The organism is Sphingomonas adhaesiva (assembly GCF_036946305.1).
Classification (GTDB): domain Bacteria; phylum Pseudomonadota; class Alphaproteobacteria; order Sphingomonadales; family Sphingomonadaceae; genus Sphingomonas; species Sphingomonas adhaesiva_B.
On record NZ_JAQIJJ010000004.1, the window covers coordinates 158,894 to 185,100 of the forward strand.

Below are 26,207 nucleotides of genomic sequence, written 5' to 3' on the forward strand. Positions count from 1 at the left end.
CTCAATACTTCTCCACCAGAACGTCAGTGTACAGTTCGGCCGGCTCCGGCTCCGGCGTGCTCTCGGCGAAATCGGCCGATTCGTTGACCTGCTTGCGGATCGCCTGCTCGATCGTCTTCAGTTCGTCTTCCTTGGTGCCGTGGTTCTCCATCAGCAGCTTCTTGACGTGTTCGATCGGGTCGGACTTGTCGCGCACCGCCTGCACCTCGTCGCGCGAGCGGTACTTGGCGGGATCGGACATGGAATGGCCGCGATAGCGATAGGTCTTCATCTCCAGGATGATCGGCCCCTTGCCCGCTCGCACCCACGCCAGCGCTTCCTCCGCCGCGCCGCGCGCCGCCAGCACGTCCATGCCGTCGATCTGCAGGCCGGGGATGCGGAAGCTCTCGCCGCGACGATACAGCTGGTCCTCCGACGAGGCGCGGTTGACCGACGTGCCCATGGCGTATTGGTTGTTCTCGATCACGAAGATGATCGGGAGCTTCCACAGCTCCGCCATGTTGAAGCTCTCGTACACCTGGCCCTGGTTGGCGGCGCCGTCGCCGAAATAGGCCAAAGTCACGCCGCCGTCATTGTTGTACTTGTGGCTGAACGCAAGGCCCGCACCCAGCGACACCTGCGCGCCGACGATGCCGTGCCCACCGTAGAATTTATGCTCGACGCTGAACATGTGCATCGAGCCGCCCTTGCCCTTGGAGATACCGGCCTGGCGCCCGGTCAGTTCCGCCATCACGTCCTTGGGCGGGATGCCGCACAACAGCATATGGCCGTGGTCGCGATATCCGGTGATGACCGAATCCTTGTCGGTCAGCGCGGATTGCAGGCCCACCGCGACCGCTTCCTGACCGATATACAGGTGGCAGAAGCCGCCGATCAGCCCCAGGCCATACAGCTGCCCCGCCTTTTCCTCGAACCGGCGGATCAGCAGCATGTCCTCGTAGAACTTGAGCAATTCCTCTTTCGTCGCCTCATAGGGCGCGGGATCGGACGGGCGCTCGCGATTGGACTTGTACGGATCACCCGATTCAGGCTGGGATGCCGTAGCGTTCGTGCGGGCTGGGGCTTTTGCCACGATGGACGTAACCTCGTTTCCTTGGGGAGAGACGCGCCTATAGTCGCGGCACCCGCGATTGCGCAAACCCTAGCGGCTTGAAAGGGTTTTGGCGCGGGGCTACCGATCCCGATATGGATCGCCCTTCCCCTGCCGACGCCGTCCCGCCGATCCACCCGCTGCGTATCGCCAACTTCCGCGCCTATTGGCTGTCGCGCTTCTCCGGCACGATCGCGATCAGCGCGCAGGCGATCATCATCGGCTGGCAGGTCTATGGCATCGCGCGGGAAACGATGGACATCCGCGAGGCGGCGTTCATGCTGGGCATGATCGGGCTGGTGCAGTTCGTCCCGCTGTTCATGCTGACCCCGGTCGTGGGGCTGGTGGCGGACAGCGTCGACCGCCGCTGGATCGTTCGCACCACCACCGCGGTGCTGGTGCTCAATGCCGCGATGCTGGGGGTGTTCACCTGGGCGGGCACGCTGACGCTGCCCGTGCTGTTCGCCGCCGCCGCGGTGATCGGGGTGGCACGCGCCTTCTCCGGCCCGGCCTATTCCGCGCTGGCCCCCAATCTGGTGCCCAAGGAAAGCCTGCCGACTGCGATCGCGATCTCCTCGATCGCGTGGCAGACGGGGACCATCGCCGGCCCCAGCGTGGGCGGGCTGCTTTATGCGATCCATCCCGACGTCGCCTATGGTGCGGTATCGGGGATGCTGGCGCTGGCGCTGGGCACGATGTTCCTGATCGGCCGCGTGCCGCAGCCGCCGGCGCAGAAGGATCGCCATCCGCTCCGGCGCATCCTCGACGGCTTCTCCTATGTGAAGCGCAACCGGCTGGTGCAGGCGGCGATCACGCTGGACCTGTTCGCGGTGCTGCTGGCGGGCGCGACCGCGCTGCTGCCGATCTTCGCGCGCGATATCCTCCACGTCGGCGCCAGCGGGCTCGGCTTTCTGGCGGCGGGCATGGGAATCGGCGCGGCCTCGACCGCGATCTGGTTCTCGTTCCGCCCGATGAAGACCAATGTCGGCGTGAAGATGCTGATCGCGGTCGTCATCTTCGGGCTCGGCATCCTGACCTTCGGCGTGGCGACGCAGGTGACCGACGCGCTGGGCATCACCGTCCTGCCGCTGCCCGCCGGATCGTTCTTCCCCGCGATCCGCACCGATTTCGTGCTGAGCCTGATCGCGCTGATCGTCGCGGGCGGGGCGGACATGGTGTCGGTCTATGTCCGCCAGTCGCTGATCCAGCTGCACACGCCCGACGCGATGCGCGGGCGCGTCGGCGCGGTGTCGCAACTCACCATCTCGGCCTCCAACGAACTGGGCGAGGCGGAGAGCGGGCTGATGGCATCGCTGCTCGGCCCCGTCGGCGCGGTCGTCTTCGGCGGGGTCGGCGCGATCACCGTCACGCTGCTATGGGCGTATCTCTTCCCGGAACTGAAGCGGGCGCGGACCTTTGACCCGCCCGAGATGCTCGAAACCGAACCACAACACGGAGTAGCGCAGCCATGAAGGCGAACACGATCCTGGAGACGATCGGCAACACGCCGCACATCCGCGTGCAGAAGCTGTTCCCCGGTTCCGAGGTATGGATCAAGTCGGAACGCGCGAATCCCGGCGGGTCGATCAAGGACCGCATCGCGCTTGCCATGATCGAGGCGGCCGAGGCGGCAGGCGACCTGAAGCCCGGCGGCACCATCATCGAGCCGACCAGCGGCAACACCGGCATCGGCCTCGCCATGGTCGCCGCGGTGAAGGGCTACAAGCTGGTGCTGGTCATGCCCGAGAGCATGAGCCTGGAGCGGCGGCGCCTGATGCTGGCCTATGGCGCGGAGTTCGACCTCACGCCCCGCGAGAAGGGGATGAAGGGTGCGATCGAGCGTGCGCTGGAGCTGGTCGAGCAGACCGAGGGCGCGTGGATGCCGCAGCAGTTCGAGAACCCCGCCAACGTCGACGTCCACGTCCGCACCACGGCGCAGGAGATCCTGAACGACTTCCGCGACGCGCCGATCGACGTGCTCATCACCGGCGTGGGGACCGGCGGCCACATCACCGGCGTCGCGGAGACGCTGAAAAAGGAATGGCCGGAACTTAAGGTGTATGCGGTCGAGCCGCAGGCATCGCCGGTCATCTCCGGCGGCCAGCCGGGGCCGCACCCGATCCAGGGCATCGGCGCAGGGTTCATCCCCGCCAACCTGCATACCCAGGCGCTCGACGGCGTGATCGAGGTCGACGCCGCGGTCGCCAAGGACATGGCGCGCCGCGCCGCGCGTGAGGAAGGCATGCTGGTCGGCATCTCGTCGGGCGCGACGCTGGCCGCGATCCTGCAGAAGCTGCCGGACCTGCCCGACAATGCGCGCGTGCTGGGCTTCAACTACGACACCGGCGAGCGTTACTTGTCGGTGCCGGACTTCCTGCCGGAGAGCTGACCTGACAAATGCTTCCTGGCGGCTGCGCGCGATCCTCGCGGGGATCGCGGCGGTCGCGATCGCGCTTCCCGTGGCGATCGTCACCCATCCGCCCGCCGTGCCGACATCGGTGCCCGCCGCGCTCGCCGCCAAGGTGAAGCGTCCGCAGCGCGTCGTCGCGCCGACCGAGGTGCCGGAGGTCGAGCCGGTCGAGTTCCAGTCGCTCGACCCGGCGGACGCACGCGCGTGGAACGCGAGCATCCCGTTCGTCCGCGGTCCCAAGCCTGCCGCGCAGCCGTTCCGCTTCGCCGGCGACGAGCAGCAGCGCGCGCGCGCCACCGACTGCCTCGCCGCGGCAGCCTGGTACGAGGCGGGCGACGATCCCGTCGGACAGCGCGCGGTGGTACAGGTCGTCCTCAACCGCCTGCGCCACCCCGCCTTCCCCAAGACGGTCTGCGAAGTCGTCTTCCAGGGCGCGGAACGCAGCACCGGTTGCCAGTTCACCTTCACCTGCGACGGGGCGCTGGCGCGCATCCCCTCGCCACCCGCCTGGGATCGCGCACGCCAGCTTGCCGCGCGCGCGCTGAACGGCGCGGTCGACCGCACCGTCGGTTATGCCACCCATTACCATACCGACTGGGTGGTGCCGTATTGGAGCGCCAGCCTCGACAAGATCGCCGAGGTCCACACCCATCTCTTCTTCCGCTGGACCGGCTGGTGGGGAACCCCCGCTGCGTTTCGCCGCACCGTGTCGGCGCAGGAGCCGGTGGTGGCGAAGATGGCGACGCTGTCCGCGGTACACCGGCTGGGCAGCGCGCTCGACGAGGCCGCGCTGGCCGTCGCCGCCGCCGCACCGCTGGCGGAGGGGCTGTCCGCACCCGCCGCCGCGACGATCGCCGCCGCCTCGCTCGCGGGCACGCCGCATGCACTGGCGGAGGATCCCGACACCTTCCTGGTCGTGCTCGACCCGCGCACGCCGGAGGCATTCCCCGCGCTGGCGCTCAAGGCGTGCGGCGACCGCGCGCGCTGCAAGCTGATGGGGTGGATCGACGGGCGGCTGCTGCCGACCTCGCTCACCATGTCGCCGGCGCAATATCAGGGGATGGGCTTCAGCTACCTGCGCGATCGCGCCGGGCGGCTGGAGCGGACGCTGTGGAACTGCCAGCAATTCCCGCGCGATGCCGCGACACAATGCATGCGCGGCCGCGCGACGCTGACCGCGACGCCCGCCCCTACGCCGACGCCACGCGGACCGGAAACGCTAAGCGGCATCCGCCGCGCACCGGCGCCTGCCGCGAGCCCGTCGATCCCGGTGCCGCAACTATAGTCAGCTTCCGTCATGCCGGACTTGATCCGGCATCCATGGTGCCGCGACTACCTCCATTGGTAGTGTGGGCGGAAAGATGGACCCCGGGTCGAGCCCGGGGTGACGTGTGGACGAGGCAAGCGGACCGATCGCCGGAGACGTAACGTCCACCCCGTCATGCCGGACTTGTTCCGGCATCCAGGGTTCCGCCCACCCAACCAGCGTGAGGCGCGCGGAACTCTGGACCCCGGCACGAGGCCGGGGTGACGACCGGGCAGGGCAACCGGGCGCCCCCCAAATCGTCATCCCGGCCTCCAGCCGGCGCCCACATTACGCCGCCGCGAACATCTCCGGCGGCAGCGCCATCACTGCCTCCGCACCACCCTCGATCTGGCGCCGCAACGCGCCCGCCTGCGGCAGCACACGCTCGGCATAGAAGCGCGCGGTCACCAGCTTCGCATCGAGGAACGCCGCGTCGCCGCTGCCCTCGCCCTTCAGCTTCGCCGCCGCGGTGGCCATGCGCAGCCACATCAGCCCCACCGCGACGACACCGACCAGATGCATGTACGGCACCGCGCCCGCACCGATGTTGTTCGGGTTCTTCATCCCGTTCGCCAGGAACCACATGGTCGCGCCCTGAAGCTCGCCCGCGGCCTTCTCCAGCCGGGCGGCGAAGTCGGCGGTCGCCTCGTTCTGCTTGCCCGCCGCGATCTCCTCCAGCACCAGCTTGCCGAACGCCTGCACCGCGCGGCCGCCGTTCATCGCCAGCTTGCGGCCCGCGAGGTCCATCGCCTGCACGCCGTTGGTGCCTTCGTAGATCTGCGCGATGCGGGCGTCGCGAACGTACTGCTCCATCCCCCATTCCTGGATGTAGCCGTGCCCGCCATAGACCTGCTGCGCGTTGGTCGCGATCTCATAGCCCTTGTCGGTGCCCACACCCTTGATGACCGGGGTCAGCAGCCCGATCAGGTCGCCCGCCAGCTGGCGCTCCTCCTCGGTCGCGGCATTATGCTCCAGATCGACCTGCAACGCGCCCCACAGGCACAGCGCACGAAGCCCCTCGGTCCACGCCTTCGCCTCCATCAGCATGCGGCGCACGTCGGGGTGGACGAACAGCGTGTCGGCCTTTTCATCCGGCTCCGCCGCGCCGGTCAGCGCGCGGCCCTGACGGCGGTCCTTGGCATATTGGACGGCGTTCTGGAATGCGACCTCGCCGATCGCCAGCCCCTGCAACCCGACGCCCAGCCGCGCCGCATTCATCATGATGAACATCGCGGCGAGGCCCTTCATCTCCTCGCCGACCAGCCAGCCCTTCGCGCCGTCATAGTTCATGACGCAAGTCGCGCTGGCGCGAATGCCCATCTTGTGCTCGATCGAGCCGCACGACACCGCATTGCGCTCGCCCAGCGAGCCGTCGTCGTTCACCATGAACTTTGGCACGACGAACAGGCTGATGCCCTTGCTGCTGTCGGGCGCGCCCGGCGTCTTGGCCAGCACCAGATGGACGATATTCTCGGTCAGGTCATGCTCGCCCGCCGAAATGAAGATCTTCGTGCCGGTGATCGCATAGCTGCCGTCCGCCTGCGGTTCCGCCTTGGTGCGGATCAGGCCCAGATCGGTGCCGCACTGCGGCTCGGTCAGGTTCATGGTGCCGCCCCATTCGCCCGACACCATCTTCGGCAGATACTTCTGCTGCTGCTCGGCCGAGCCCTTCACCACCAGCGCCGCGATCGCACCATGCGCCAGCCCGGGATACATGGCGAACGCCATGTTGGAGGAGATCATATATTCCTGGAACGCGGTCGAGACGACGTGCGGCATCCCCTGCCCACCGAACGCCTCCGGCGCGCTCAGCGTGCCCCAGCCCGATTCAACGAAGCGGTCATAGGCCTGCTTGAACCCGGCGGGCGTCGTGACGCTGCCGTCGTCATGCCGCTTGCAGCCTTCCTGATCGCCCGACTGGTTGAGCGGGAACAGCACCTCGGCGACGAAGCGGCCGCCCTCCTCCAGCACCGCGTCGACCGTGTCCGGCGTGGCGGCGGCAAACCCCTCGACATTGGCATAGCGGTCGAGCCCGACGACATGCTCCAGCACGAAGCGGGTGTCGCGGACGGGCGGCGTGTACTGCGGCATGGGGTCAGTCTTCCTTGGCTTGCGCGCTCTCGACCACGCCGAGGAAGGCGGTCAGCTCCTCGATCGCGGCGTCGATGTCGCGCTTCTGGTTCTTCAATGCGTCGATCCGCGCCTTGCAGCGGTCGATCGTGACGGCGCGCTGGACCTGTCGCCCGTCGCCGATGTCGTAGAGGTCGATCATCTCGCGGATCTCGGCGAGGCTGAAGCCGACGCGCTTGCCGCGCAGGATCCAGGCGACGCGCGCGCGATCGCGCTGCGAATAGATGCGCGCGAGGCCGCGCCGCTCCGGCGCGATCAGCCCCTCATCCTCATAGAATCGCAGCGCGCGTGGCGTGATGCCGAATTCGCTCGACAGATCGGTGATGCTGAAGCTGTCGCGGTCGGGCCGCGGCGGGACGACGGCATAGGCGGCGGACGAACTCATGCCCTCGCTTCTACATTCCGCTTACGTGAACGTCAATCGGCGCACAGCAGCTTCCCGTCGGCACCGCGCAGGCGCGATGCCTCGGCTGCGGCATCGCTCAACCGCTCGACCCGCAACGCCGCCAGCGTCGCGCGCCCCTCACATACCGTCTCGCACGACGCCGGCAGGACGCTGGGAAAGACGAGCCGATCGCCATCGCTTTGCGCATCGAACCGGCATCCGCTGCCGAAGTCCACCGCCATCGTGCTACGCCCGGTCGCGGCGCCGCGCGCCGTGCAGCGCTGACCCTCGCCATAATCAACGCTGGCGCCCAGCCGATAGCCATCCTCCGCGTCGCGCCCCTTGGGCACCACACAGACGCGGTCGCCATCCGCGACGAACACGCCGACCGGCGAAACCCGGGCGGGATCGGGGACGAGGTCGGCGGTCCGGGCCGCTTGCTCCAGCGCCTGACCACCGCGCGGATCCGCCGCGCCCGCCTCCCCCGACCGATCGCAGCCGGCGAGCAGCAGCAGCACGGCGCCCGCGATGGGCCTCAATCGACGCGCTCCAGCCCGTCCGCGCCGACCCGGCGATAGAAGCAGCTCGTCGCCCCGGTATGACAGGCGGGACCGGCGGCATCGGCGACGATCCACAGCGCGTCCTGATCGCAGTCGACGCGCATCTCCACCACGCGCAGGACGTTGCCGGAGGTTTCCCCCTTCCTCCACAACCGCCCGCGGCTGCGCGAGAAGAAGGTTGCCTCGCCGCTGCTGCGGGTCGCCGCGATCGCCTCGGCGTTCATATGGGCGACCATCAGCAGCGCGCCCGACGCGCGGTCGGTGACGACGGCGGTCACCAGCCCCGCGGCATCGAACTTCGGTTGAAAAATGCTGCCCTGCTCACGATCGTCGGCCATGGCACGTCGCCTAGCACCGCGGCGACCATGTGTCAGCGGTCGCGGATCGCCGCGATCAGCTCGTCCTTGGTCATTCCGGACCGGCCCTCGATGCCGATCTCTTTCGCCTCGTCGTACAATGCCTGCTTCGTGCGATCCTCGAGCCGGGTCGATTCGTGATCGAGCGAGCCGTTGGCTTTTGCGTTGGCGATTCGCGCCGCTTTCTCCTTGGACGCGCCCTGATGACGCAGCTCCTCGTACAGCGCGTCGTCCTTGATCTGCGATCCGTGGTCCCTGGCCATCGCGAACCTCCTGTCGAACCGACCGGAACGCGGCGTGCGGCGAAACGCTCCGCGATTTGATGACATTCGCGCGTCAGTCGCTATATGCGGCCCCGCACGATGGAAGCCCCCGCCACATGCTGACCACACATCCGTTCGACGACGACCATTTGCACGAGGAGTGCGGCATCTTCGGTGCCTCCGGCTCCGACGGCGCCGCCGCCCTCGTGGCGTTGGGGCTGCATGCGCTCCAGCATCGCGGTCAGGAGGCCGCCGGCATCACCAGCTTCGACGGTCGCGAGTTCCACACGCACCGCGCGATGGGGCATGTCGCGGGCAATTTCGACCGCGACGAGGTGATCCGCGCGCTCCAGGGCGATGTCGCCTGCGGCCATGTCCGCTACTCGACCACCGGCGAGACCGCGCTGCGCAACGTCCAGCCGCTCTATGCCGAATTGCAGTCGGGCGGGTTCGCGATCGCGCATAACGGCAACATCTCCAATGCCATGCGGCTGCGGCGCGAGCTGGTGCGGCGCGGGTCGATCTTCCAGTCGACCTCCGATACGGAAACGATCATCCACCTGGTCGCGACCAGCCAGTATCGCACCCTGCTCGACAAGTTCATCGACGCGCTGAAGCAGGTCGAGGGCGCCTATGCGCTGATCGTCATGACGCCCGACGGCATGATCGCCTGCCGCGATCCGCTCGGCATCCGTCCGCTGGTGATGGGCAAGCTGGGCGATGCGGTGATCTTCGCGTCCGAAACCGTGGCGCTCGACGTCGTGGGTGCGGAGTTCGTCCGCTCGGTCGAGCCGGGCGAGCTGGTGATCGTCCAGGGTGACGAGATCCGCTCGATCAAGCCGTTCGAAAAGGTCGCCGCGCGCCCGTGCATCTTCGAATGGGTCTATTTCTCGCGCCCCGATTCGATCGTCGAGGATCATTCGATCTATTCCGTGCGCAAGAATATCGGCGCCCAGCTGGCGATCGAGGCGCCGGTCGAGGCCGATCTGGTGATTCCGGTGCCCGATTCGGGCGTCCCCGCCGCGATCGGCTATGCGCAGGAAAGCGGCATCCCGTTCGAACTGGGCATCATCCGCTCGCATTATGTCGGCCGCACCTTCATCCAGCCGGGCGACAAGGTTCGGCACCTGGGCGTGAAGCTGAAGCACAACGCCAATCGCGCGCTGATCCAGGGCAAGAAGGTCGTCCTGATCGACGATTCGATCGTGCGCGGCACCACCAGCCTCAAGATCGTGCAAATGATGCGCGACGCGGGTGCGGCCGAGGTGCACATGCGCATCGCCTCGCCGCCGACGCGGCACAGCTGCTTCTATGGCGTCGACACGCCGGAACGCGCGAAACTGCTCGCCGCGAAGCTCGACCTGGGCGGGATGACGGAGTTCATCCATGCCGACAGCCTCGCCTTCGTGTCGATCGACGGGCTGTACAAGGCGCTGGGCGAGACGCACCGCGCCGACATCCGCCCCAAATATTGCGATGCGTGCTTCACCGGCGACTATCCGACCGCGCTGACCGACCATGACGAATCGAGCGCGGTGGACCAGTTCGCGCTGCTCGCCGAACGGGTGAACTGACGCGACGATGACGCAGGATCTGAAGGACAAACTGGCGCTGGTCACCGGCGCCAGCCGCGGCATCGGTGCGGCGACCGCGATCGCTTTGGCCGCGCGGGGGGCGCATGTGATCCTGACCGCGCGGACCGCGGCGGCGCTGGAGGAGGTCGAGCAGGCGATCTTCGACGCGGGCGGATCGGCGACGATCGCGCCGCTCGATCTGGCGCAGAGCGATTCGATCGCGAAGCTGGCGACGGCGATCGGCGAGCGCTGGCAGGCGCTGGACGTGATGGTGCTGAACGCGGGGATGCTGGGAACGCTCGCGGCGGTGCCGGCGATCGACGCCAAGGAATTCGCGCAGGTACTGACGCTCAACGTCTCCGCGCAACTGGCGCTGTTGCAGGCGTTCGATCCGATGTTGCGGCGGTCGGACGGCGCGCGCGTGATCGGGGTCACCTCCTCGGTGGGGCGGACACCGCGCGCCTATTGGGGCGCCTATGGCGCGTCCAAGGCGGCGTTCGAGACGCTGCTGGAGGCCTATGGCGACGAGATGGCGGAGATCGGCCGCATCCGCGTCGCGGTGCTCGACCCCGGCGCTACGCGCACCAAGATGCGCGCGCGCGCCTATCCGGGCGAGGATCCCGCGTCGGTGAAGCCGCCGGAGATGGTGGCGGAGCGGATCGCGACGCTGGCGGTGGACGGCTTCGAGCCGAACCACCGCGAGCGCGTCGCGGGCTGATGCTCATTCCCTGACCAGCGTCACCTGCATCACGTCGATTCCGCCGCCGCGGAAGCCGCCCTCGCAATACATCAGGTAATAGCGCCACAGCCGCTGGAAGCGCGCATCGAAGCGCGATGGCAGGCGCCCCTGTGCGACCGCTGCATCGAACCGGTCGCGCCATTGGCGAAGCGTTTCGGCATAATCCTCGCCGAACGACAGCGCGTCCTGCCATGACAGCCCATGGCGTTGTGCGATCGCGCGGAAGCGGCGTTCGGAGATCAGCGATCCGCCCGGGAAGACATAGCGCTGGATGAAGTCCACGCCGCCGGCATAGGCGTCCCACACGTCGTCCGCGATCGTGATCAGCTGGAGCGCGGCGCGACCGCCCGGCTTCAGCACGCGGGCGATCGTCGCGAGATAGGCGGACCAATATTCGGGGCCAACCGCCTCCACCATCTCGATGCTGGCGACTGCGTCGAACGTGCCCTGGACATCGCGATAATCGGTCAGCCCCACCGTCACGTCGGGCAGCCCACGCGCCAGCACATGGTCGCGCTGCTCGGTCGACAGCGTCAGCGCATGGACCCCCACCCCCGCCGCGGCGGCGGTCGCGGCGAAGGAGCCCCAGCCGCAGCCGATCTCCAGCACGCGCTCGCCGGCCCGGGCGCCGGTGCGGCGCAGGATCGCGTCGAGCTTCGCCTGTTGCGCGGCGGCGAGCGGCTGATGGGGATCGGTGAACAGCGCGCTGGAATAGGTGAGCGTCGGGTCGAGCCATTCGCGGTAGAAATCGTTGCCCAGATCGTAATGCGCGGCGATGTTGCGCTTCGCCCCGGCGCGGTCGTTGCGGCGCAGGCGGTGGAGAAGGCGCGCCGCCAGCTTCGCACTCGCCTTCGCGCGGGCGACGTCGCCCAGCGCGGCGCGGTTGCGCATGAACAGGTCGAAGATCGGCACCTCGTCCGGGCTGGTCCAGTCGCCCGCCTCCCACGCCTCGTACCAGCCGATCGAGCCGCCGCTCACCAGCCGCCACAAGGCGCGCCAGCGTACCACCCGGACGATCGTGAGCGGGCCGGCGGCGTGGCCGCCCAGCAGGCGGCGCGTGCCGTCGGGGAGTTGTGCGTCGATCGCGCCCTCGCGCAGACCCGCGTCGATACGGTCGAGCACGCGATGAAATACCCGGCCGAGCCACCGCGCGGCGGGAGGAGGAGGAGTGATCCGGGTGGTCGCCGCGTCCATGCGCAGCGCGCCTATCGCACCTTCCGCCCCGCCGCCAGCGCGCGTTCGCGTGCTTCGCGATGTCCGATCAGCGGCGCGGGGTAATCGCGTGGGCGGCACCCTGCCCCCTCAGGATCATGGATGACGTCGTCGGCCAGCCCGGCAAGTTCCGGCACCCATTGGCGAATATAATCGCCGGCGTCGAATTTCGCCGATTGCGAGAGCGGCGCCATGATCCGGCCGAACATGTTGGCGTCCACCCCGGTGCCCGCCACCCACTGCCAGTTGACCGCGTTATTGCCGTAATCGGCGTCGACCAGCGTGTCCCAGAACCAGCGCTCCCCCTCGCGCCAGTCGATCAGCAAGTGCTTGATGAGGAAGGAGGCGGTGATCATGCGGACGCGATTGTGCATCCAGCCGGTGGTCCATAGCTGGCGCATCCCGGCGTCGACGATGGGGTAGCCGGTGCGGCCCTGCTGCCATGCCTTGAGGTCACGCCGCGCCTCCGCGCCGGTGCGCCAGGGGAGCTTGTCGAAGGCGGGGCGGCCGTTTTCCTCGCCGTATCGGGGGAGCGCCCGGATGACGCCGCTGGTAAAGTCCCGCCACGCCAGTTCCTTGCGGAAGGTGGTGTCGCCACGTCCGGTGGCCTGCCAGACGGTGCGCGGCGACACCTCGCCGAAGTGGAGGTGGGGCGACAGACGCGAACTGCCCTCTTGCGAGGGCATGTTGCGGGCGGTGTCGTAGTCGTTGATATCAAGCGACTTTACCTTCGCCAGTGCGGCCGCTTCGCCGGGTGTCCAGTCGAAGCCGCCGGACCAGTCGGGACTGGTCGGCAGCAGGTTCCAGTCGGCCAATCTGTCGCTCTTCGGCCACGTATCCGGGGCCGGGATCGAGCGGGGCATGGGGAGCGGGTCGTCGGGAGGAAGCTGCTGCTGGAGCGCCTTCCAGAAGGAGGAATAGATGCGATATTGCCCGCCCGATCCGGTGGTGACCTGCTCCGGCGGGGCGAGATGGTTGCCGTCGTGGAGGCAGAGCCGATCGCCGAGCGCATCTTCGAGCTTGCGCCACCACGGCTCGTAATGGCGGATGGCGTGGATCGTCTCCGCACCCGTTTCGGTGGCAAGGTCGGCCAGCACCTCGGCCGCGTTACCGCGGCGTAGGATCAGCTTACTTCCTTTCTCTTTCAGTGACTTAGATAAGGGTGTTAAGCTGTGATGGAGCCACCATCGCTGCGCCCCGCCCATGCGCCACGCGCCCGGTGCTTCGTCGTCCAGCACATAGACCGGGATCACCGCGCCGGCATGAGCGGCGGCGGTGAGCGCGGGGTGGTCGTGGAGGCGGAGGTCCTGGCGGAGCCATAGCAGACTGGTCATCGCCGGACGCTACGCGGCTACTCCACCCGCGGTTCCTTCTCGACCATCCACGTCTGGCCCTTGGCGAGCAATTTGGCGAGATCGGGGGTCTTGCCGGCGGCGACCTGCGCATTCTGGGTCACGACAGCGCTTTCGAAGGTGGGTGCAGGGTCCTCGTAAATGACGCCAAGAGCCATCGGAAAGGTGCCGAACGGCATCTCGACCAGCAGATGCGCAATGGCGCGGTTGGCCTTGTCGTGGACCAGCACGTTCGCGTCATCGCCGGCAACCACCTTGAGCGACAGCGTCGCGGGATCGAGCGCCAGTCCCTTGGCGCCGTTCGCGAAGGTCAGCGGCTTGCCGTGTTCGACCCACATCTGCCCCTCGGCCGCGTTCGCCTTTTCGGTGAAGGGCGCAAAGACGTCGTCGTTATAGACGATGCAATTCTGGAAAATTTCGACGAAGCTGGCGCCCTTGTGCGCATGGGCCGCCTTCAGCACGCCGACCAGATTCTTGTGGACGTCGATGCCGCGCGCGACGAAGCGGGCGCCGGCGCCGAGCGCGAAGGCGCAGGGGTTGGCGGGACGGTCGACCGAACCGAACGGTGTCGAGGGCGATTGCGTACCCACCCTGGATGTTGGCGAATATTGGCCCTTGGTGAGGCCGTAGATCTCGTTGTTGAACAGCAGGAGTTGGCAATCGAGGTTACGACGCAACAGGTGCATCGTGTGATTGCCGCCGATCGACAGCGCATCGCCATCGCCGGTGATGATCCAGACATCGAGGTCCGGATTGGCCAGCTTCACCCCCGTCGCCACCGCGGGCGCGCGACCGTGGATGGTGTGGAAGCCGTAGGTCTCCATATAATAAGGAAAGCGAGAAGAGCAGCCGATCCCGCTGACGAAGACGGTGTTTTCCGGCCGCACGCCGAGTTCGGGCATGGTCCGCTGCACCGCCTTCAAAATGGCATGGTCGCCGCAGCCGGGGCACCAGCGGACTTCCTGATCGGTCTCCCAATCCTTGGGCTTGGTCACCGCGAAACCGGGAGTCATGTCGTTCATCGGGCGGGTCCTGCTGGGCGGATGTTGGCGATGGTGGCGCGAAACGCGACCTCAAACACTTTGCGGAGAATGCGCCTCCGGTCGGAGCGAGCCGTCGTCATGGCCCGATTGCGGGGTCGGCAGTTGGGCGGCGTCGGCCGGCACCTCCCCGCCCTCGTTGCCCGGCACGCCGTCGAAGAAGGTCGCGATCGCGGCCTCGATCTCAGAAATGCGGAAGGGCTGGCCCGACACCTTGTTGAGCGGTTTGGCGTCGACCAGGAACTGGTCGCGCAGCACGGTCTTGAGCTGGCCGGTGTTCATCTCGGGCACGAGGATATGCTCAAAGCCGCGGAGTAGGACAGCGAGATTGTGCGGCATCGGCCAGATATGGCGGATGTGGATGTGGCTGACGTCCAGCCCCTTGCGGCGCGCGCGGCGCACCGCCTGATGGATCGGGCCGAAGGTGGAACCCCAGCCGACGACCGCGAGCGTGCCCGAGGTATCGCCGAGTTCGACCTGCTGATCCGGCACGCGGATACCGTCGATCTTCGCCTTGCGGGTGTCGGTCATCTCCTGATGGTTGGCGGGCGAATAATCGATGTTGCCGGTGCCCTGCTTCTTCTCGATCCCGCCGATGCGGTGGAGCAGCGCGGGGGTGCCGGGCTTGACCCAGGGGCGCGCCAGCTTGTCGTCGCGGGCGTAGGGCTGGAACCCGCCCTCCGGCACATCTTGCAAGAACGCAACAGGAAACGGATCGAAGCTGTTGGGATCGGGGACTTTCCATGGCTCCGCGGCATTGGCGATATAGCCATCGGTCAGCAGCATGACGGGGGTCATATATTGGGTGGCGATGCGGCACGCCTCGATCGCGACCTCGAAGCAATCCGCCGCCGAGCGCGCGGCGATCACCGGCATGGGCGCGTCGCCATTGCGGCCATAAACCGCCTGATAGAGATCGGACTGTTCGGTCTTGGTCGGCAGGCCGGTCGAGGGGCCGCCGCGCTGCGAATTGACGATGACCAAGGGCAGTTCGGTCATGATCGCAAGGCCGATCGCCTCGCCTTTCAACGCGATGCCGGGGCCGGAGGAGGAGGTGACGCCGAGTTGCCCGGCGTAGCTGGCACCGATCGCGGAGGCGATGGCGGCGATCTCATCCTCCGCCTGGAAGGTGGTGACACCGAATTCCTTGAGCCGCGACAGATGGTGGAGGATCGCGGACGCGGGCGTGATCGGATAGCCGCCGAAGAACATCGGCAGTTCGGCGAGCTTCGCGCCGGCGACGAGGCCGAGGCTGATCGCCTCCGCGCCGGTCACGGTGCGGTAGAGGCCGGGTTCGGCGGGCGCGGCGGGGAGCGCGTGCTGCTTGACGGTCTGGCCCAGTTCCGCCGTCTCGCCATAGGCGTGGCCGGCGTTGAGCGCGGCGATGTTCGCCTCCGCCAGCGTCGCGTTCTTCGCGAACTTCGCCTTGAGCCAGTCGACCAGCGGCTGCCGGTCGCGGTCGAACATCCAGAGCGCGAGGCCCAATGTCCACATGTTCTTGCAGCGCAGCGCCTCCTTGTTGCCGAGGCCGAAGGGCTTCACCGCGTCGAGCGTGAGTTGCGAGATGTTGAGGCGGATCACCTGCCAGCGCGCGAGCGTGCCGTCGTCGAGCGGGTTGGCCGGGTATTTCGCCTTGTCGAGGTTGCGCTGACCGAACTCGCCCTCATCCGCGATGATGAGGCCGCCCGGCTTGAGCGCATCGACATTGGTCTTGAGCGCAGCGGGGTTCATCGCCACCAGCACGTCGAGCATGTCGCCCGCGGTCTCGATCGACGTCGAGCCGAAGTTGATCTGGAAGGCGGAGACGCCGAACAGGGTGCCGAGCGGCGCGCGGATCTCCGCGGGGAAATCCGGGAAGGTGGCGAGGTCGTTGCCCGCCAGCGCGGTGGAGAGCGTGAATTGCCCGCCGGTCAGCTGCATCCCGTCGCCGCTGTCGCCGGCGAAGCGCACGACCATCGACTCCGGTGCGGGTGACGCGGCCGCCTCTTCGGGCGTGACCTGATGCGCGGCGGTGGCCATCGGCTCTCCTTCGTTTTCTTTTGCCACCTTCTTACGCGGGTGGCGCTTCACCGGCCAAGGTAAAAGGATATTGCGTCGGCGCAACCTCCGCTTGTCCGAACATGTCGGAAAGCGTCCCGATGACGCGCACATGCCGCTGCGCCAGCGCCATGACGTCATCGCCATAGCCGCCGCCCACGGTGCTGGCGACCGGCACACCGCGCGCGATGGCGAGCGCGGCGATCAGACGGTCGCGGCGGACCAGCCCGTCCTGCGAAAGCGCGAGACGGCCGAGGCGATCGTCGGCGAACGGGTCGACGCCGCCCTGGTAGAGGATGAGGTCGGGACGGTGCCGGTCGAGCAGCGGGGTGAGCGTGGTGGCGAGCGTGTCGATATAGTCGTCGTCGCCGGTGCCGTCCGCCAGCCCGACGTCGAGCGTCGAGCGCGCCTTGCGAACGGGAAAGTTCTTCTCGGCATGGATCGAATAGGTGGCGATGCGCGGGTCGGCGGCGGTCAGCGCGGCGGTGCCGTCGCCCTGATGGACGTCGACATCGACGATCAGGAGGCGCGCGACGCTCCCCTCCTCCACCAGCCGCGTCGCGGCGATGGCGAGGTCGTTGAACACGCAATAGCCCGCACCGGTGGTGGCAAGCGCATGGTGGCTGCCGCCCGCGGTGTTGGCGGCGAAGCCGTGGCGCAGCGCGAGGTGCGCGGCGAGCCAGGTGCCGCCGGGGACGACCTGCGACCGGCGCGCGACGGTGGCGGTGACGGGGAAGCCGATGCGGCGTTCCTTCTCGCGCGGGACGGCGGCGGCGAGCACCTCGGCGACATAATCGGGGTCGTGCGTCGCCTCCAGCCAGTGTTGCGGCATCGGCTGGGGTTCATGCCACGCGACGTCGGTGCGCCGGCGCAGCAGGTCGCGGATCGCGCCGTTCTTGCCCGAGCGATAGGTGCTGCGCCCCGGTGCCTCGGTCACGTAATCGGGGTGGTGGACGACGTGGATCATATCGATAAGATAGGTTGCAAAGGCGAACGCGCCACCTGAGCAGGAGAGACGTGCATGACCGATACCGGCCCCTTCGTTCGCGCGGACGTGCGCGGGTTCCTCGACTATCTCAACAGCGTTCCGGGTCCGAAGATGCACGAGCAATCGGCGGCGGATGCGCGCGCGGTCTATTATGCGATGAAGGACGTGGCCGATCCGCCGGTCGGCGCGCTCGCGGTGATCAAGGACCTGTCGATCCCGGGGCCGGGCGGCGACATCAAGGCGCGGCTGTTCGATGCGCGCGAGACGCGCGCGCCGGGGCCGGTGGTGGTCTTCTATCACGGTGGCGGGTTCGTGATCGGGGACATCGACACGCATGCCAGCTTCACCGCGGAGATGGCGCGGTTGCTCGACCTGCCGGTGGTGTCGGTCGACTATCGCCTTGCGCCCGAGGCGAAATGGCCCGCCGCGCCCGACGATTGCGAGGCGGCGGCGCGCTGGGTCGCGGGCAATCCGGCGGAACTGGGGCGGACCGCGACCTCGCTGGTGCTGTCGGGCGACAGCGCGGGCGGCAATCTGACGATCGTGGTGGCGATGGCGCTGCGCGACGATCCCGCGGCGGTGCCGGTGGTGGTGCAGGCACCGATCTATCCGGCGGCGGACATGGCGAAGGAATATCCCTCGTTCAACGACTTCGCCGACGGCTTCCTGCTGACGCGCGACGGGATGATCTGGTTCGGGGAACATTATGGCGCGGACCCGGCGCACCCGCGGTCGTCGCCGCTGGCGGGCGAGCTGAAGGGGCTGCCCCCCGCGGTCGTCATCACCGCGAGCCTGGACCCGATCCGCGACCAGGGGCGCGCCTATGCCGCAGCACTCGCGCTGGCGGGGGTGCCGGTGACGTTCCGCGAGGCGCAGGGGATCGTCCACGGCTTCATCACGCTGCGGCAGGCGATCCCGTCCGCGCAGGGCGATGTCGCGGGCTATCTGGCGGCGGTGAAGGCGGCGATCGTCGAGGCGGAGGCGCAGCGGGTGATGGCGCAGGCGGCGGGATAGGATCAGGGCGTTCCTCCCCTGCAAGGGGAGGTGGCGGGCCGCAGGCGCCGACGGAGGGGCGTCGCGCCAACGATCGCGCGCCCCCCCTCCACCACCGCTTCGCGGCGGTCCCCCTCCCCTTGCAGGGGAGGATAGGGTCCGTGCTAGGGAGCGAGGCATGACCGATCATGCCTCCCTCCCCTATCGCCCGTGCGCGGGCGTCATGCTGCTCAATCGCGAGGGCCGGGTCTTCGTCGGGCAGCGGCTCGATAACGTGCTGGAGGCGTGGCAGATGCCGCAGGGCGGCGTCGATCCGGGCGAGGACGCGCGAGACGCCGCGGTGCGCGAATTGTGGGAGGAGACCGGCGTCACCGCGGACAAGGTGACGCTGATCGCGGAGGCGCCGGGCGAGTTCGTCTATGACCTGCCGCCCGAGATGATCGGGAAGGTGTGGAAGGGGAAATATCGCGGGCAGGTGCAGCGGTGGTTCCTGTTCCGCTTCGACGGCACCGACGACGACATCCGCATCGACACGCCGCACCCGGAGTTTCGCGCGTGGCGCTGGGCCGATGCCGCGGACCTGCCGCACCTCATAGTGCCGTTCAAGAAGAAGCTGTATGAGGATGTGATCGCGGCCTTTTCCGGGCATCTGCCGATCGCCTGACGATGCTGGCCGCCTCCCTGACCCTGGCCGCGGCGCAGGTCGTGGCGCCACCGCTCGACGTGCCGGCGCCGGTGCTGACCGATGTCGGCGTCGCGCTCGACACGATCCCGCAGCCGGAAATCCCGCCCGAGGTGCGCGCGATGCTCGACGCGGCGATGCAGACCGGGGACGAAAGCGGGGTCGATACGATCGTCAAATATTCCCGCGTCGCCGATCCGGGATCGGGCGACCTGGTGCTGCGCCGCGCGACCGAGTGGCGCGAGGCGCGCGCCCGCGCGCGCGACCAGCGGGTGCGCCGCGCGGGCGCGCTGGAGCTGTGGAGCGGGCGGATCGAGGCGGGTGGCTTCGCCTCCAGCGGCAATACCGACGTCACCGGGCTGACAGGCACACTGGACCTGACGCGCGAGGGGCTGCGCTGGCGCCACCGCGTGCTGGCGCAGGCGGATTTCCAGCGCACCGCGGGCGTCACCAGCCGCGAACGCTACGTCGCCGCCTATCAGCCGAACTACAAGATCGACGATCGCAGCTATATCTACGGCAATGCGCAATATGAGGCGGATCGCTTCCTGGGCTATGACAATCGCTATTCGGTGTCGGTCGGCGCGGGCTATGGCGTGCTGCGGCGGACCGGGCTGACCGCGGATGTGGAGCTTGGCCCCGCCTTTCGCGAAACCGACTTCACCGACGACACGATGCAGCGCAGCCTCGCGGTGCGCGGCAGCCTGGACCTCGACTGGACGCTGGTGAGCGGGCTGGTCGTCACGCAGGACGCCGCGATGTATCTGGAGCGGTACAACAGCACGATCCGCAGCGTCTCCGCGATCGAGGCGAAGCTGCTCGGCCCGCTTTCCGCCCGGCTGTCCTATACGGTGCAATATGAAAGCGCGCCGACCGCGGGACGGGTGCCGACCGATCGCACCAGCCGCGCGTCGCTGGTCTATACCTTCTGACGGTTCCGTTCGCACGCCGCGGTCGCTAGGCTGACCACATGGATCAGCTTTCCCCGAACGAACGTGACGCGATCGAGCGCTTGGATGCCGCGGCGATGCTGGCGCGGGTGGAGCGCTGGGCGGCGGTGAACAGCGGGACGCGCAACGTCGCGGGGTGCGCGACGATGGCCGGGCTGCTGGCGGACGCCTTTGCGGCGCTGCCGGGTGAACTGTCGCTGGTCGAGCCGGCGGCGGCGGAGAGCGTGGGCGTCGACGGCACGGTGACGGCGCTGGCGCATGGGCGCCACCTGCATCTGTCCGTGCGGCCGGAGGCGGCGGTGCGCGTGCTGCTGACCGGGCATATGGACACGGTCTATCCGGTCGATCACCCGTTCCAGACGCTGGCGTGGCGCGAGGAGGGCGTGCTCAACGGCCCGGGCGTCGCCGACATGAAGGGCGGGCTGGCGCTGATGCTGGAGGCGCTGCTGGCGGTGGAGGCGGGCGGCATCGCGATCGGTTACGACGTGGTCATCAATTCGGACGAGGAGACCGGCTCCTTCTCCTCCGCCGCGCTGCTGGCCGATGCGGCGCGCGGCAAGGTGGCGGCGCTGACCTACGAACCCGCGCTGCCCGACGGCACGCTGGCGGGCGCGCGCGGCGGCACCGGCAATTTCTCGATCGTGGTACGCGGGCGTGCGGCACATGCCGGGCGCAACCCGGAAGACGGTCGCAACGCGATCGCGGCGGCGGCGGCGCTGGCGGTGCGGCTGCACGCCGCGCGCTCGCCGCGGCTGGCGGTGAACCCGGCGCGGGTCGACGGCGGCGGGCCGAACAACGTCGTCCCCGACCTCGCCATCCTGCGCGTCAACTTCCGGCCCAAGGATGCGGGCGAGATCGCGCGCGCCGGGGCGCTGATCCGCGAGACGGTGGCGGCGGTGGCGAGCGAATATGACGTCGCGATCGACACGCATGGCGGGTTCAACCGCCCGCCCAAGCCGATCGACGCGGGTGCCGCGCGGCTGTTCGCCACGGTGCGCGACGCCGGCGCGGCGCTGGGGCAGGCGATCGCGTGGCGCGACACCGGCGGGGTGTGCGACGGCAACAACATCGCCGCCTGCGGCGTCCCCGTGGTCGACACGATGGGCGCACGCGGCGGGGCGATCCATTCGAGCGAGGAGTTTCTGATCGTGGACAGCCTGTCCGAACGCGCGGCGCTCTCCGCCGTCACGCTGCTGCGCATCGCTGACGGAGCGATGGCATGACGTTCGTGGTGCGTGCGGCGCAGGACGACGACCTGCGTCATCTGTACGAGATGGCGAAGCTGACCGGCGGGGGGTTCACCAACCTGCCCGCGGATCGCACATCGCTGCGCAACAAGCTGGCGCTGAGCCGAGCCGCGTTCGAGCGCGACGACACGGCCCTGTCGGACGAGCAATTCGTGCTGATGCTGGAGAACACCGCCAACGGCGACGTGCGCGGTACGTGCCAGCTGATCACGCATGTCGGGCAGAAGCACCCCTTCTATAGCTATCGCATCGGCACCCTGACGCAGCACAGCCGCGAGCTGGAGCGGACGTTCCGTGCCGAGATGCTGTCGCTGACCACCGACCTGGAGGGAGCGAGCGAGGTCGGCGGGCTGTTCCTCCACCCCGGCGAGCGCGCGGGCGGGCTGGGACTGTTGCTGGCGCGCAGCCGCTATCTGTTCATCCGCGCGCATCGCCCGCGATTCGCCGACCGCGTGCTGGCGGAGCTGCGCGGGGTGATCGACGAGGCGGGCGGGTCGCCGTTCTGGGACGGGCTGGCGGGCCGCTTCTTCGGGATGAATTTCCAGGCGGCGGACGAGTTCAATGCGATCAACGGACACCAGTTCATCGCCGACCTGATGCCCAAGCATCCGATCTATACCGCGATGCTGTCGGAGACCGCGCGCGCCGCGATCGGCCTGCCGCACCCTTCCGGACGCGCGGCGATGAGAATGCTGGAAAACGAAGGCTTTGCGTTCGAAAGCTATATCGACATCTTCGATGGCGGGCCGACCATGACGGCACGCACCGACCAGGTGCGCACGATCAAGGAAGCGCGCGACGGCAAGGTCGCCGCGATCGCGGACACGCCCGGCGGCACCGAGGCGCTGGTGGCGACCGGGCGGCTGAAGGCGTTCCGCTGCGCCTATGGCACCGTCGGCGAGCGCGACGGGGCGGTGACGCTGTCGTCCGCGGCGGCGAGCGCATTGGGGGTCGCTCCGGGCGACACGATCAGCTGGATCGCGCGGCTGTGAGCATGATGCGCGAGATCAACTTCGACGGGATCGTCGGGCCGAGCCACAATTATGCCGGCCTCAGCCCGGGCAATCTGGCCGCGACCGGCAATGCCGGCGCGGTAGCGCACCCGCGCGCCGCGGCGTTGCAGGGCGTGGCGAAGATGCGCGCGAACATCGCGCTGGGGCTGGTGCAGGGCGTGTTCGTTCCCCACCCCCGCCCCGATCATGCATGGCTGGCGGCGCTGCATAGCAATTATGCCGATGCCGATACCTTCCTGAAGGCGCGCGCGCTGTCCGCCTCGGCGATGTGGGCGGCGAATGCGGCGACCGTATCGCCCGCGCCCGACTGCGGCGACGGACGCTGCCACCTGACGGTCGCCAATCTGGTGACGATGCCGCATCGCAGCCACGAATGGCCCGCGACGCTGGCGCAACTGCGCCTCGCCTTCGCGCATCCGGCGTTCGCGGTCCACGCCCCGGTCCCGGCGCCGTTCGGCGACGAGGGCGCGGCCAACCATATGCGGCTGACGGAGCGGCATGGCGCGGCGGGGGTCGAGCTGTTCGTCTATGGCACCGCGGGCGGCGCCTTCCCCGCGCGCCAGCATCTGGAGGCATGCCGCGCAGTGGCGCGGGCGCACCGGCTGGATCCGGCGCAGGTGCTGTATGTCGAGCAATCGGCGCAGGCGATCGCGGCGGGCGCGTTCCACAACGACGTGGTGGCGGTGGCGAACGAGCGTATCCTGTTCGCGCATGAGCAGGCGTTCGCGAACCGCGACGCCACCCATGCCGCGATCCGCGCGCTGATGCCCGACGTGGAGATCGTCGAGGTGCCCGCCGCGTCGGTGTCGCTGGCGGATGCGATCGGCTCCTATCTGTTCAACGCGCAACTGGTGACACCCGCGGACGGCGCGCCGACGCTGATCGTGCCGGGCGAGGCGCGCGACAACCCGCGCGTGTGGCAATGGCTTCAGGGGCATCTGGCGGGCAATGGCGCGATCCGCCGGGTCGAGGTGGTCGACGTGCGCGAATCCATGGCCAATGGTGGCGGGCCGGCGTGCCTGCGGCTGCGCGTGGTCGCCGATCCGGCGACGGTCGATCCGCGCTTCCTGGTCGATGCGGCGAAGCTGGACCGGATCGCCGGGGTGATCGAGCGCCACTGGCCAGAGGCGATCGCGGCGGAGGCGATCGGCGACCCCGTGCTGATCGCGCAGATCGAGGCGGCGCATCGCGCGCTGCTCGACGCGCTGGACCTGGGCGCGCTATATCTGTCGGATTAACTGACAGGTAACCATGTCCGATGGCCAGAGACTCGCGCTTTTCCGCCGCTGGCACGGTCCTTGCGGCGGTGCGGGGCATGTTGACCCGCCTCGGCCGCCTGTTCGTGATCAAGACCCGGTTCGAGGCATTTCTCGTCATCTATGCGCTCGCCGCGGGCGCGGTGGAGCGGGGCATGGGGTATCTCCATCGCTTTCCGGGGACGCAAGGGTGGATCCTGTTCGCGGCCTGCACCGCGGCGGTGTTCATGGCCGGGGGCAAGATCCTCGACGCGGTGGCGTATGAACGGGGCGACGCGGTGCGCTGAGGGTGACCGTCATGCCGGGCTTGACCCGGCATCCATCGATCCGCGCACACCGACGCCGATGCGCAGGCGGCAGGTTGGACCCCGGGTCAGGCCCGGGGTGACGATGAACGCGCGATCATGACATTCCTGCAACACATTTGCCGCAACCGCGAACATGCCTTGATACGTTGTAACATTCCGTTATCAGGCACCCCAGTTCATGGAGTTGCCGATGAAGACCTTGCTGCTTGCCGCCGTCGCCCCGCTTGCGATCGCCCTGCCCGCCACCGCGCAGGACGTGCGCCAGCCCGATCCGCATCGCTCCGACGATATCATCGTCTCCGCGCCGATCCGGCAGAGCGAGGCGGACGTGTTGCAGGGCACGTCGGTGCTGGCGGGCGAGGACCTGACGCGCGAGCTGCGCTCCACGATCGGCGAGACGCTGGCGCGGCTGCCGGGCGTGTCCTCCACCTCGTTCGGCCCCAATGCGTCGCGCCCGATCCTGCGCGGCTTCCAGGGCGATCGCATCCGCGTGCTGACCGACGGCATCGGGTCGATCGACGTGTCCAACACCTCGGTCGACCATGCGGTGATCATCGATCCGCTGCTGTCGGAGCGGGTCGAGGTGCTGCGCGGGCCAGCGGCGCTGCTGTACGGTTCCTCCGCGGTGGGCGGCGTGGTCAATGTGGTCGACCGCCGCATCCCGCGCGCGCTGCCGGAGAAGGGATATCGCGTCGATGCGCTGGCCAATTACGGCAGCGCGGCGGACGAGCGCTCGGTCGCGGGCGCGGCGGACGTGGTGGCCGCCGGGCCGCTGGTGCTGCACGTCGACGGATCCTATCTGAAGGCGGACGACCTGCGCATCGGCGGTCCGGTGCTGTCCGCGCAGGCGCGGCGCGATGCGCTGGCCTCGGTCGGGCTGCCGCAGCCGGACGCGGACGAGCCGATCGATTTCGCCGCCACCGCCGCGCTGCGCGGGCGCCTGCCCAATACCGCGGTCGAGACGTGGACCGCAGGCGCAGGCGCGGCGATCGTGACCGATGGCGGGACGCTGGGCGTGTCCTATGGCCATTATGACAGCGTCTATGGCCTGCCGATCCGCTACGCGACCGCGCCGGGACAGGAGCAGGAGGCGCCGCGGCTCGACGTGGTGCAGAACCGCTACGACCTGCGCGCCGAGGTGACGCCGCGCGGCAGCGTGATCGATGCCATCCGGCTGCGCGCGGCGCATGCCAATTATCGCCATTTCGAGCTGGAGGAGGATGGGTCGGTCGGCACCGCCTTCTACAACAAGGGGCTGGAAGGCCGGCTGGAGGTCGTTCAGGCGAAGCGCGGCGGCTGGCAGGGGGCGACCGGCGCGCAATATTTCAGCCGCGCGTTCAACGTCGTGGGCGAGGAAGCCTTCCTGCCGCGCAACGACACGCAGCAGGTCGGGCTCTTCACGCTGCAGCAATATGACGACGGCCGCTTCAAGGCCGAAGGCGGCGTGCGGTACGAGAGCACGACGCTGAACGCCAAGCCGGTGACCGACGATCGCGGGTTCTTCGGCGGGCAGCGGCGGTTCGATACCTGGTCGGGGTCGATCGGCGCGAGCTATGCGCTGGCGGAGGGCGTGCGCATCGGGCTGAACGGATCGCGTACCGAGCGCGCGCCGTCGGCCGAGGAGCTGTTCGCCAACGGGCCGCATGCGGGGACGCAGGCCTATGAGCTGGGCAACGCCGATTTCCGCGCCGAGAAATCCTGGGGGCTGGAGGCGACGTTCCACGCGCACAGCGACGCGTTCAGCCTGGACGCATCGGCCTATTACAACTGGTTCGACGATTATATCTACGAGACGCGGGTCGTCGATACGGTGTGCCAGGCGGCGACGCCATCGGGCGATATCGATGGCCTGCCCTGCTTCCAGTACAGCCAGGCCAAGGCGCGCTATTACGGGTTCGAGGCGGATGCGTCGGCGCGACTGGCGACGGTGGGCGCGCATGTGATCACGGCGGACCTGCTGGGCGATTACGTCCATGCCGAGGTGGTGGACCGCGGCCCGGTGCCGCGCATCCCGCCGCTGCGGCTGCTGGGCGGGCTGGAGGCGCGCAGCGCCACCAGCAGCGCGCGCGTCGAGGTGGAGCATGCCTTCGCGCAGCGCCGGGTGGCGCCGCTGGAGACGACCACCGACGCCTATACGCTGGTCAACGCCTCGCTGTCGTTCCGCCCGTGGGGCGACGGCGACCGGCGCAGCATCCTGCTGGCGGCGAACAACATCTTCGACGTCGAGGCACGGCGCGCGACCAGCGTGCTGAAGGATTTCGCGCCGCTGGCGGGGCGCGATATCCGGGTGACGCTGCGGGTGGGGATTTGATCCGT

24 protein-coding genes are annotated in these 26,207 nt (G+C 68.6%); 13 read left to right on the forward strand and 11 right to left on the reverse strand.

Annotated elements, in window-relative coordinates:
• Window position 1 precedes the first annotated feature (1 nt).
• Window positions 2-1,072: a pyruvate dehydrogenase (acetyl-transferring) E1 component subunit alpha gene (gene pdhA, locus PGN14_RS07205; protein WP_443019473.1), complete on the reverse strand. Its 1,071-nt coding sequence runs from the start codon at window positions 1,070-1,072 to the stop codon at window positions 2-4.
• 113 nt (window positions 1,073-1,185) lie between these two features.
• Here pdhA and PGN14_RS07210 point away from each other — a divergent pair, with 113 nt between their 5' ends.
• The 3 genes from PGN14_RS07210 to PGN14_RS07220 all read left to right on the forward strand — a co-directional run bounded on the left by PGN14_RS07210 (window position 1,186) and on the right by PGN14_RS07220 (window position 4,785).
• The gene (locus tag PGN14_RS07210) at window positions 1,186-2,562 is read left to right on the forward strand and encodes an MFS transporter (protein ID WP_335298795.1); all 1,377 of its coding nucleotides are present in this window, start codon (window positions 1,186-1,188) and stop codon (window positions 2,560-2,562) included.
• The gene (gene cysK / locus PGN14_RS07215; RefSeq protein ID WP_335298796.1) at window positions 2,559-3,479 is read left to right on the forward strand and encodes a cysteine synthase A; all 921 of its coding nucleotides are present in this window, start codon (window positions 2,559-2,561) and stop codon (window positions 3,477-3,479) included. The genes PGN14_RS07210 and cysK overlap by 4 nt, the downstream gene beginning before the upstream one ends.
• Window positions 3,480-3,549: 70 nt before the next feature.
• Entirely contained in the window at window positions 3,550-4,785 is a 1,236-nt protein-coding gene (locus PGN14_RS07220) for a cell wall hydrolase (protein ID WP_335298798.1), read from the forward strand.
• Between the two features lie 309 nt (window positions 4,786-5,094).
• Here the strand turns inward: PGN14_RS07220 and PGN14_RS07225 are convergent, their stop codons facing one another.
• Genes PGN14_RS07225 through PGN14_RS07245 form a run of 5 tightly spaced genes read right to left on the reverse strand, consistent with a single transcriptional unit; the run spans window position 5,095 to window position 8,500 of the window.
• Window positions 5,095-6,897, reverse strand: coding sequence for an acyl-CoA dehydrogenase C-terminal domain-containing protein (locus PGN14_RS07225; protein ID WP_335298799.1), 1,803 nt, complete (start codon window positions 6,895-6,897; stop codon window positions 5,095-5,097).
• A 4-nt stretch (window positions 6,898-6,901) separates the two neighbouring features.
• Window positions 6,902-7,321, reverse strand: a complete 420-nt coding sequence (locus PGN14_RS07230) for a MerR family transcriptional regulator (RefSeq protein ID WP_335298801.1) — start codon at window positions 7,319-7,321, stop codon at window positions 6,902-6,904.
• Between the two features lie 32 nt (window positions 7,322-7,353).
• Window positions 7,354-7,860 (reverse strand): hypothetical protein, encoded by a 507-nt coding sequence (locus PGN14_RS07235; RefSeq protein ID WP_335298802.1) that lies wholly within the window; start codon window positions 7,858-7,860, stop codon window positions 7,354-7,356.
• Window positions 7,857-8,219 carry a phosphoribosyl-AMP cyclohydrolase gene (gene hisI / locus PGN14_RS07240; RefSeq protein WP_335298803.1) on the reverse strand — a complete coding sequence of 121 codons (363 nt, stop codon included), beginning with the start codon at window positions 8,217-8,219 and terminating at the stop codon, window positions 7,857-7,859. The genes PGN14_RS07235 and hisI overlap by 4 nt, the downstream gene beginning before the upstream one ends.
• A 32-nt stretch (window positions 8,220-8,251) precedes the next feature.
• The gene (locus tag PGN14_RS07245; RefSeq protein ID WP_335298805.1) at window positions 8,252-8,500 is read right to left on the reverse strand and encodes a DUF7218 family protein; all 249 of its coding nucleotides are present in this window, start codon (window positions 8,498-8,500) and stop codon (window positions 8,252-8,254) included.
• Window positions 8,501-8,616: 116 nt separating this feature from the next.
• Between PGN14_RS07245 and purF the strand changes: the two genes are divergently transcribed.
• Window positions 8,617-10,074, forward strand: a complete 1,458-nt coding sequence (purF, locus tag PGN14_RS07250; protein ID WP_335298806.1) for an amidophosphoribosyltransferase — start codon at window positions 8,617-8,619, stop codon at window positions 10,072-10,074.
• Between the two features lie 7 nt (window positions 10,075-10,081).
• Window positions 10,082-10,792: an SDR family NAD(P)-dependent oxidoreductase gene (locus PGN14_RS07255; RefSeq protein WP_335298808.1), complete on the forward strand. Its 711-nt coding sequence runs from the start codon at window positions 10,082-10,084 to the stop codon at window positions 10,790-10,792.
• Window positions 10,793-10,795: 3 nt separating this feature from the next.
• Here the strand turns inward: PGN14_RS07255 and PGN14_RS07260 are convergent, their stop codons facing one another.
• The 5 genes from PGN14_RS07260 to PGN14_RS07280 are packed head-to-tail and all read right to left on the reverse strand — an operon-like array spanning window position 10,796 to window position 17,421.
• Window positions 10,796-12,007, reverse strand: a complete 1,212-nt coding sequence (locus PGN14_RS07260) for a cyclopropane-fatty-acyl-phospholipid synthase family protein (protein WP_335298809.1) — start codon at window positions 12,005-12,007, stop codon at window positions 10,796-10,798.
• Between the two features lie 11 nt (window positions 12,008-12,018).
• Window positions 12,019-13,359 carry a cryptochrome/photolyase family protein gene (locus tag PGN14_RS07265; RefSeq protein WP_335298810.1) on the reverse strand — a complete coding sequence of 447 codons (1,341 nt, stop codon included), beginning with the start codon at window positions 13,357-13,359 and terminating at the stop codon, window positions 12,019-12,021.
• Window positions 13,360-13,376: 17 nt separating this feature from the next.
• On the reverse strand, window positions 13,377-14,399 hold the full coding sequence (locus PGN14_RS07270; protein WP_335298811.1) for a 2-oxoacid:ferredoxin oxidoreductase subunit beta: 1,023 nt from the start codon (window positions 14,397-14,399) through the stop codon (window positions 13,377-13,379).
• Window positions 14,400-14,450: 51 nt separating this feature from the next.
• Window positions 14,451-16,436 (reverse strand): 2-oxoacid:acceptor oxidoreductase subunit alpha, encoded by a 1,986-nt coding sequence (locus tag PGN14_RS07275; protein ID WP_335298812.1) that lies wholly within the window; start codon window positions 16,434-16,436, stop codon window positions 14,451-14,453.
• A gap of 31 nt (window positions 16,437-16,467) precedes the next feature.
• The gene (locus tag PGN14_RS07280; protein WP_335298813.1) at window positions 16,468-17,421 is read right to left on the reverse strand and encodes a histone deacetylase family protein; all 954 of its coding nucleotides are present in this window, start codon (window positions 17,419-17,421) and stop codon (window positions 16,468-16,470) included.
• A 54-nt stretch (window positions 17,422-17,475) separates the two neighbouring features.
• Between PGN14_RS07280 and PGN14_RS07285 the strand changes: the two genes are divergently transcribed.
• From PGN14_RS07285 to PGN14_RS07320, 8 genes are all read left to right on the forward strand, one after another.
• Window positions 17,476-18,456 carry an alpha/beta hydrolase gene (locus PGN14_RS07285; protein WP_335298815.1) on the forward strand — a complete coding sequence of 327 codons (981 nt, stop codon included), beginning with the start codon at window positions 17,476-17,478 and terminating at the stop codon, window positions 18,454-18,456.
• Window positions 18,457-18,613: 157 nt separating this feature from the next.
• Window positions 18,614-19,099, forward strand: a complete 486-nt coding sequence (locus tag PGN14_RS07290; protein ID WP_335298816.1) for an RNA pyrophosphohydrolase — start codon at window positions 18,614-18,616, stop codon at window positions 19,097-19,099.
• A gap of 2 nt (window positions 19,100-19,101) precedes the next feature.
• A complete protein-coding gene (locus tag PGN14_RS07295) occupies window positions 19,102-20,049 on the forward strand; it encodes a DUF481 domain-containing protein (RefSeq protein ID WP_335298817.1) in 948 nt (315 codons plus the stop codon).
• A gap of 38 nt (window positions 20,050-20,087) precedes the next feature.
• Window positions 20,088-21,290 carry a hydrolase gene (locus tag PGN14_RS07300; RefSeq protein WP_335298818.1) on the forward strand — a complete coding sequence of 401 codons (1,203 nt, stop codon included), beginning with the start codon at window positions 20,088-20,090 and terminating at the stop codon, window positions 21,288-21,290.
• Window positions 21,287-22,306: an arginine N-succinyltransferase gene (locus PGN14_RS07305; RefSeq protein WP_335298819.1), complete on the forward strand. Its 1,020-nt coding sequence runs from the start codon at window positions 21,287-21,289 to the stop codon at window positions 22,304-22,306. Before PGN14_RS07300 ends, PGN14_RS07305 begins: the two co-directional genes overlap by 4 nt.
• 2 nt (window positions 22,307-22,308) lie before the next feature.
• Window positions 22,309-23,565, forward strand: coding sequence for an N-succinylarginine dihydrolase (locus PGN14_RS07310; RefSeq protein WP_335299185.1), 1,257 nt, complete (start codon window positions 22,309-22,311; stop codon window positions 23,563-23,565).
• A 77-nt stretch (window positions 23,566-23,642) separates the two neighbouring features.
• The gene (locus PGN14_RS07315; RefSeq protein ID WP_335298820.1) at window positions 23,643-23,870 is read left to right on the forward strand and encodes a hypothetical protein; all 228 of its coding nucleotides are present in this window, start codon (window positions 23,643-23,645) and stop codon (window positions 23,868-23,870) included.
• A gap of 211 nt (window positions 23,871-24,081) precedes the next feature.
• The gene (locus tag PGN14_RS07320) at window positions 24,082-26,202 is read left to right on the forward strand and encodes a TonB-dependent receptor (RefSeq protein ID WP_335298822.1); all 2,121 of its coding nucleotides are present in this window, start codon (window positions 24,082-24,084) and stop codon (window positions 26,200-26,202) included.
• The last annotated feature ends 5 nt before the right edge of the window (window positions 26,203-26,207 follow it).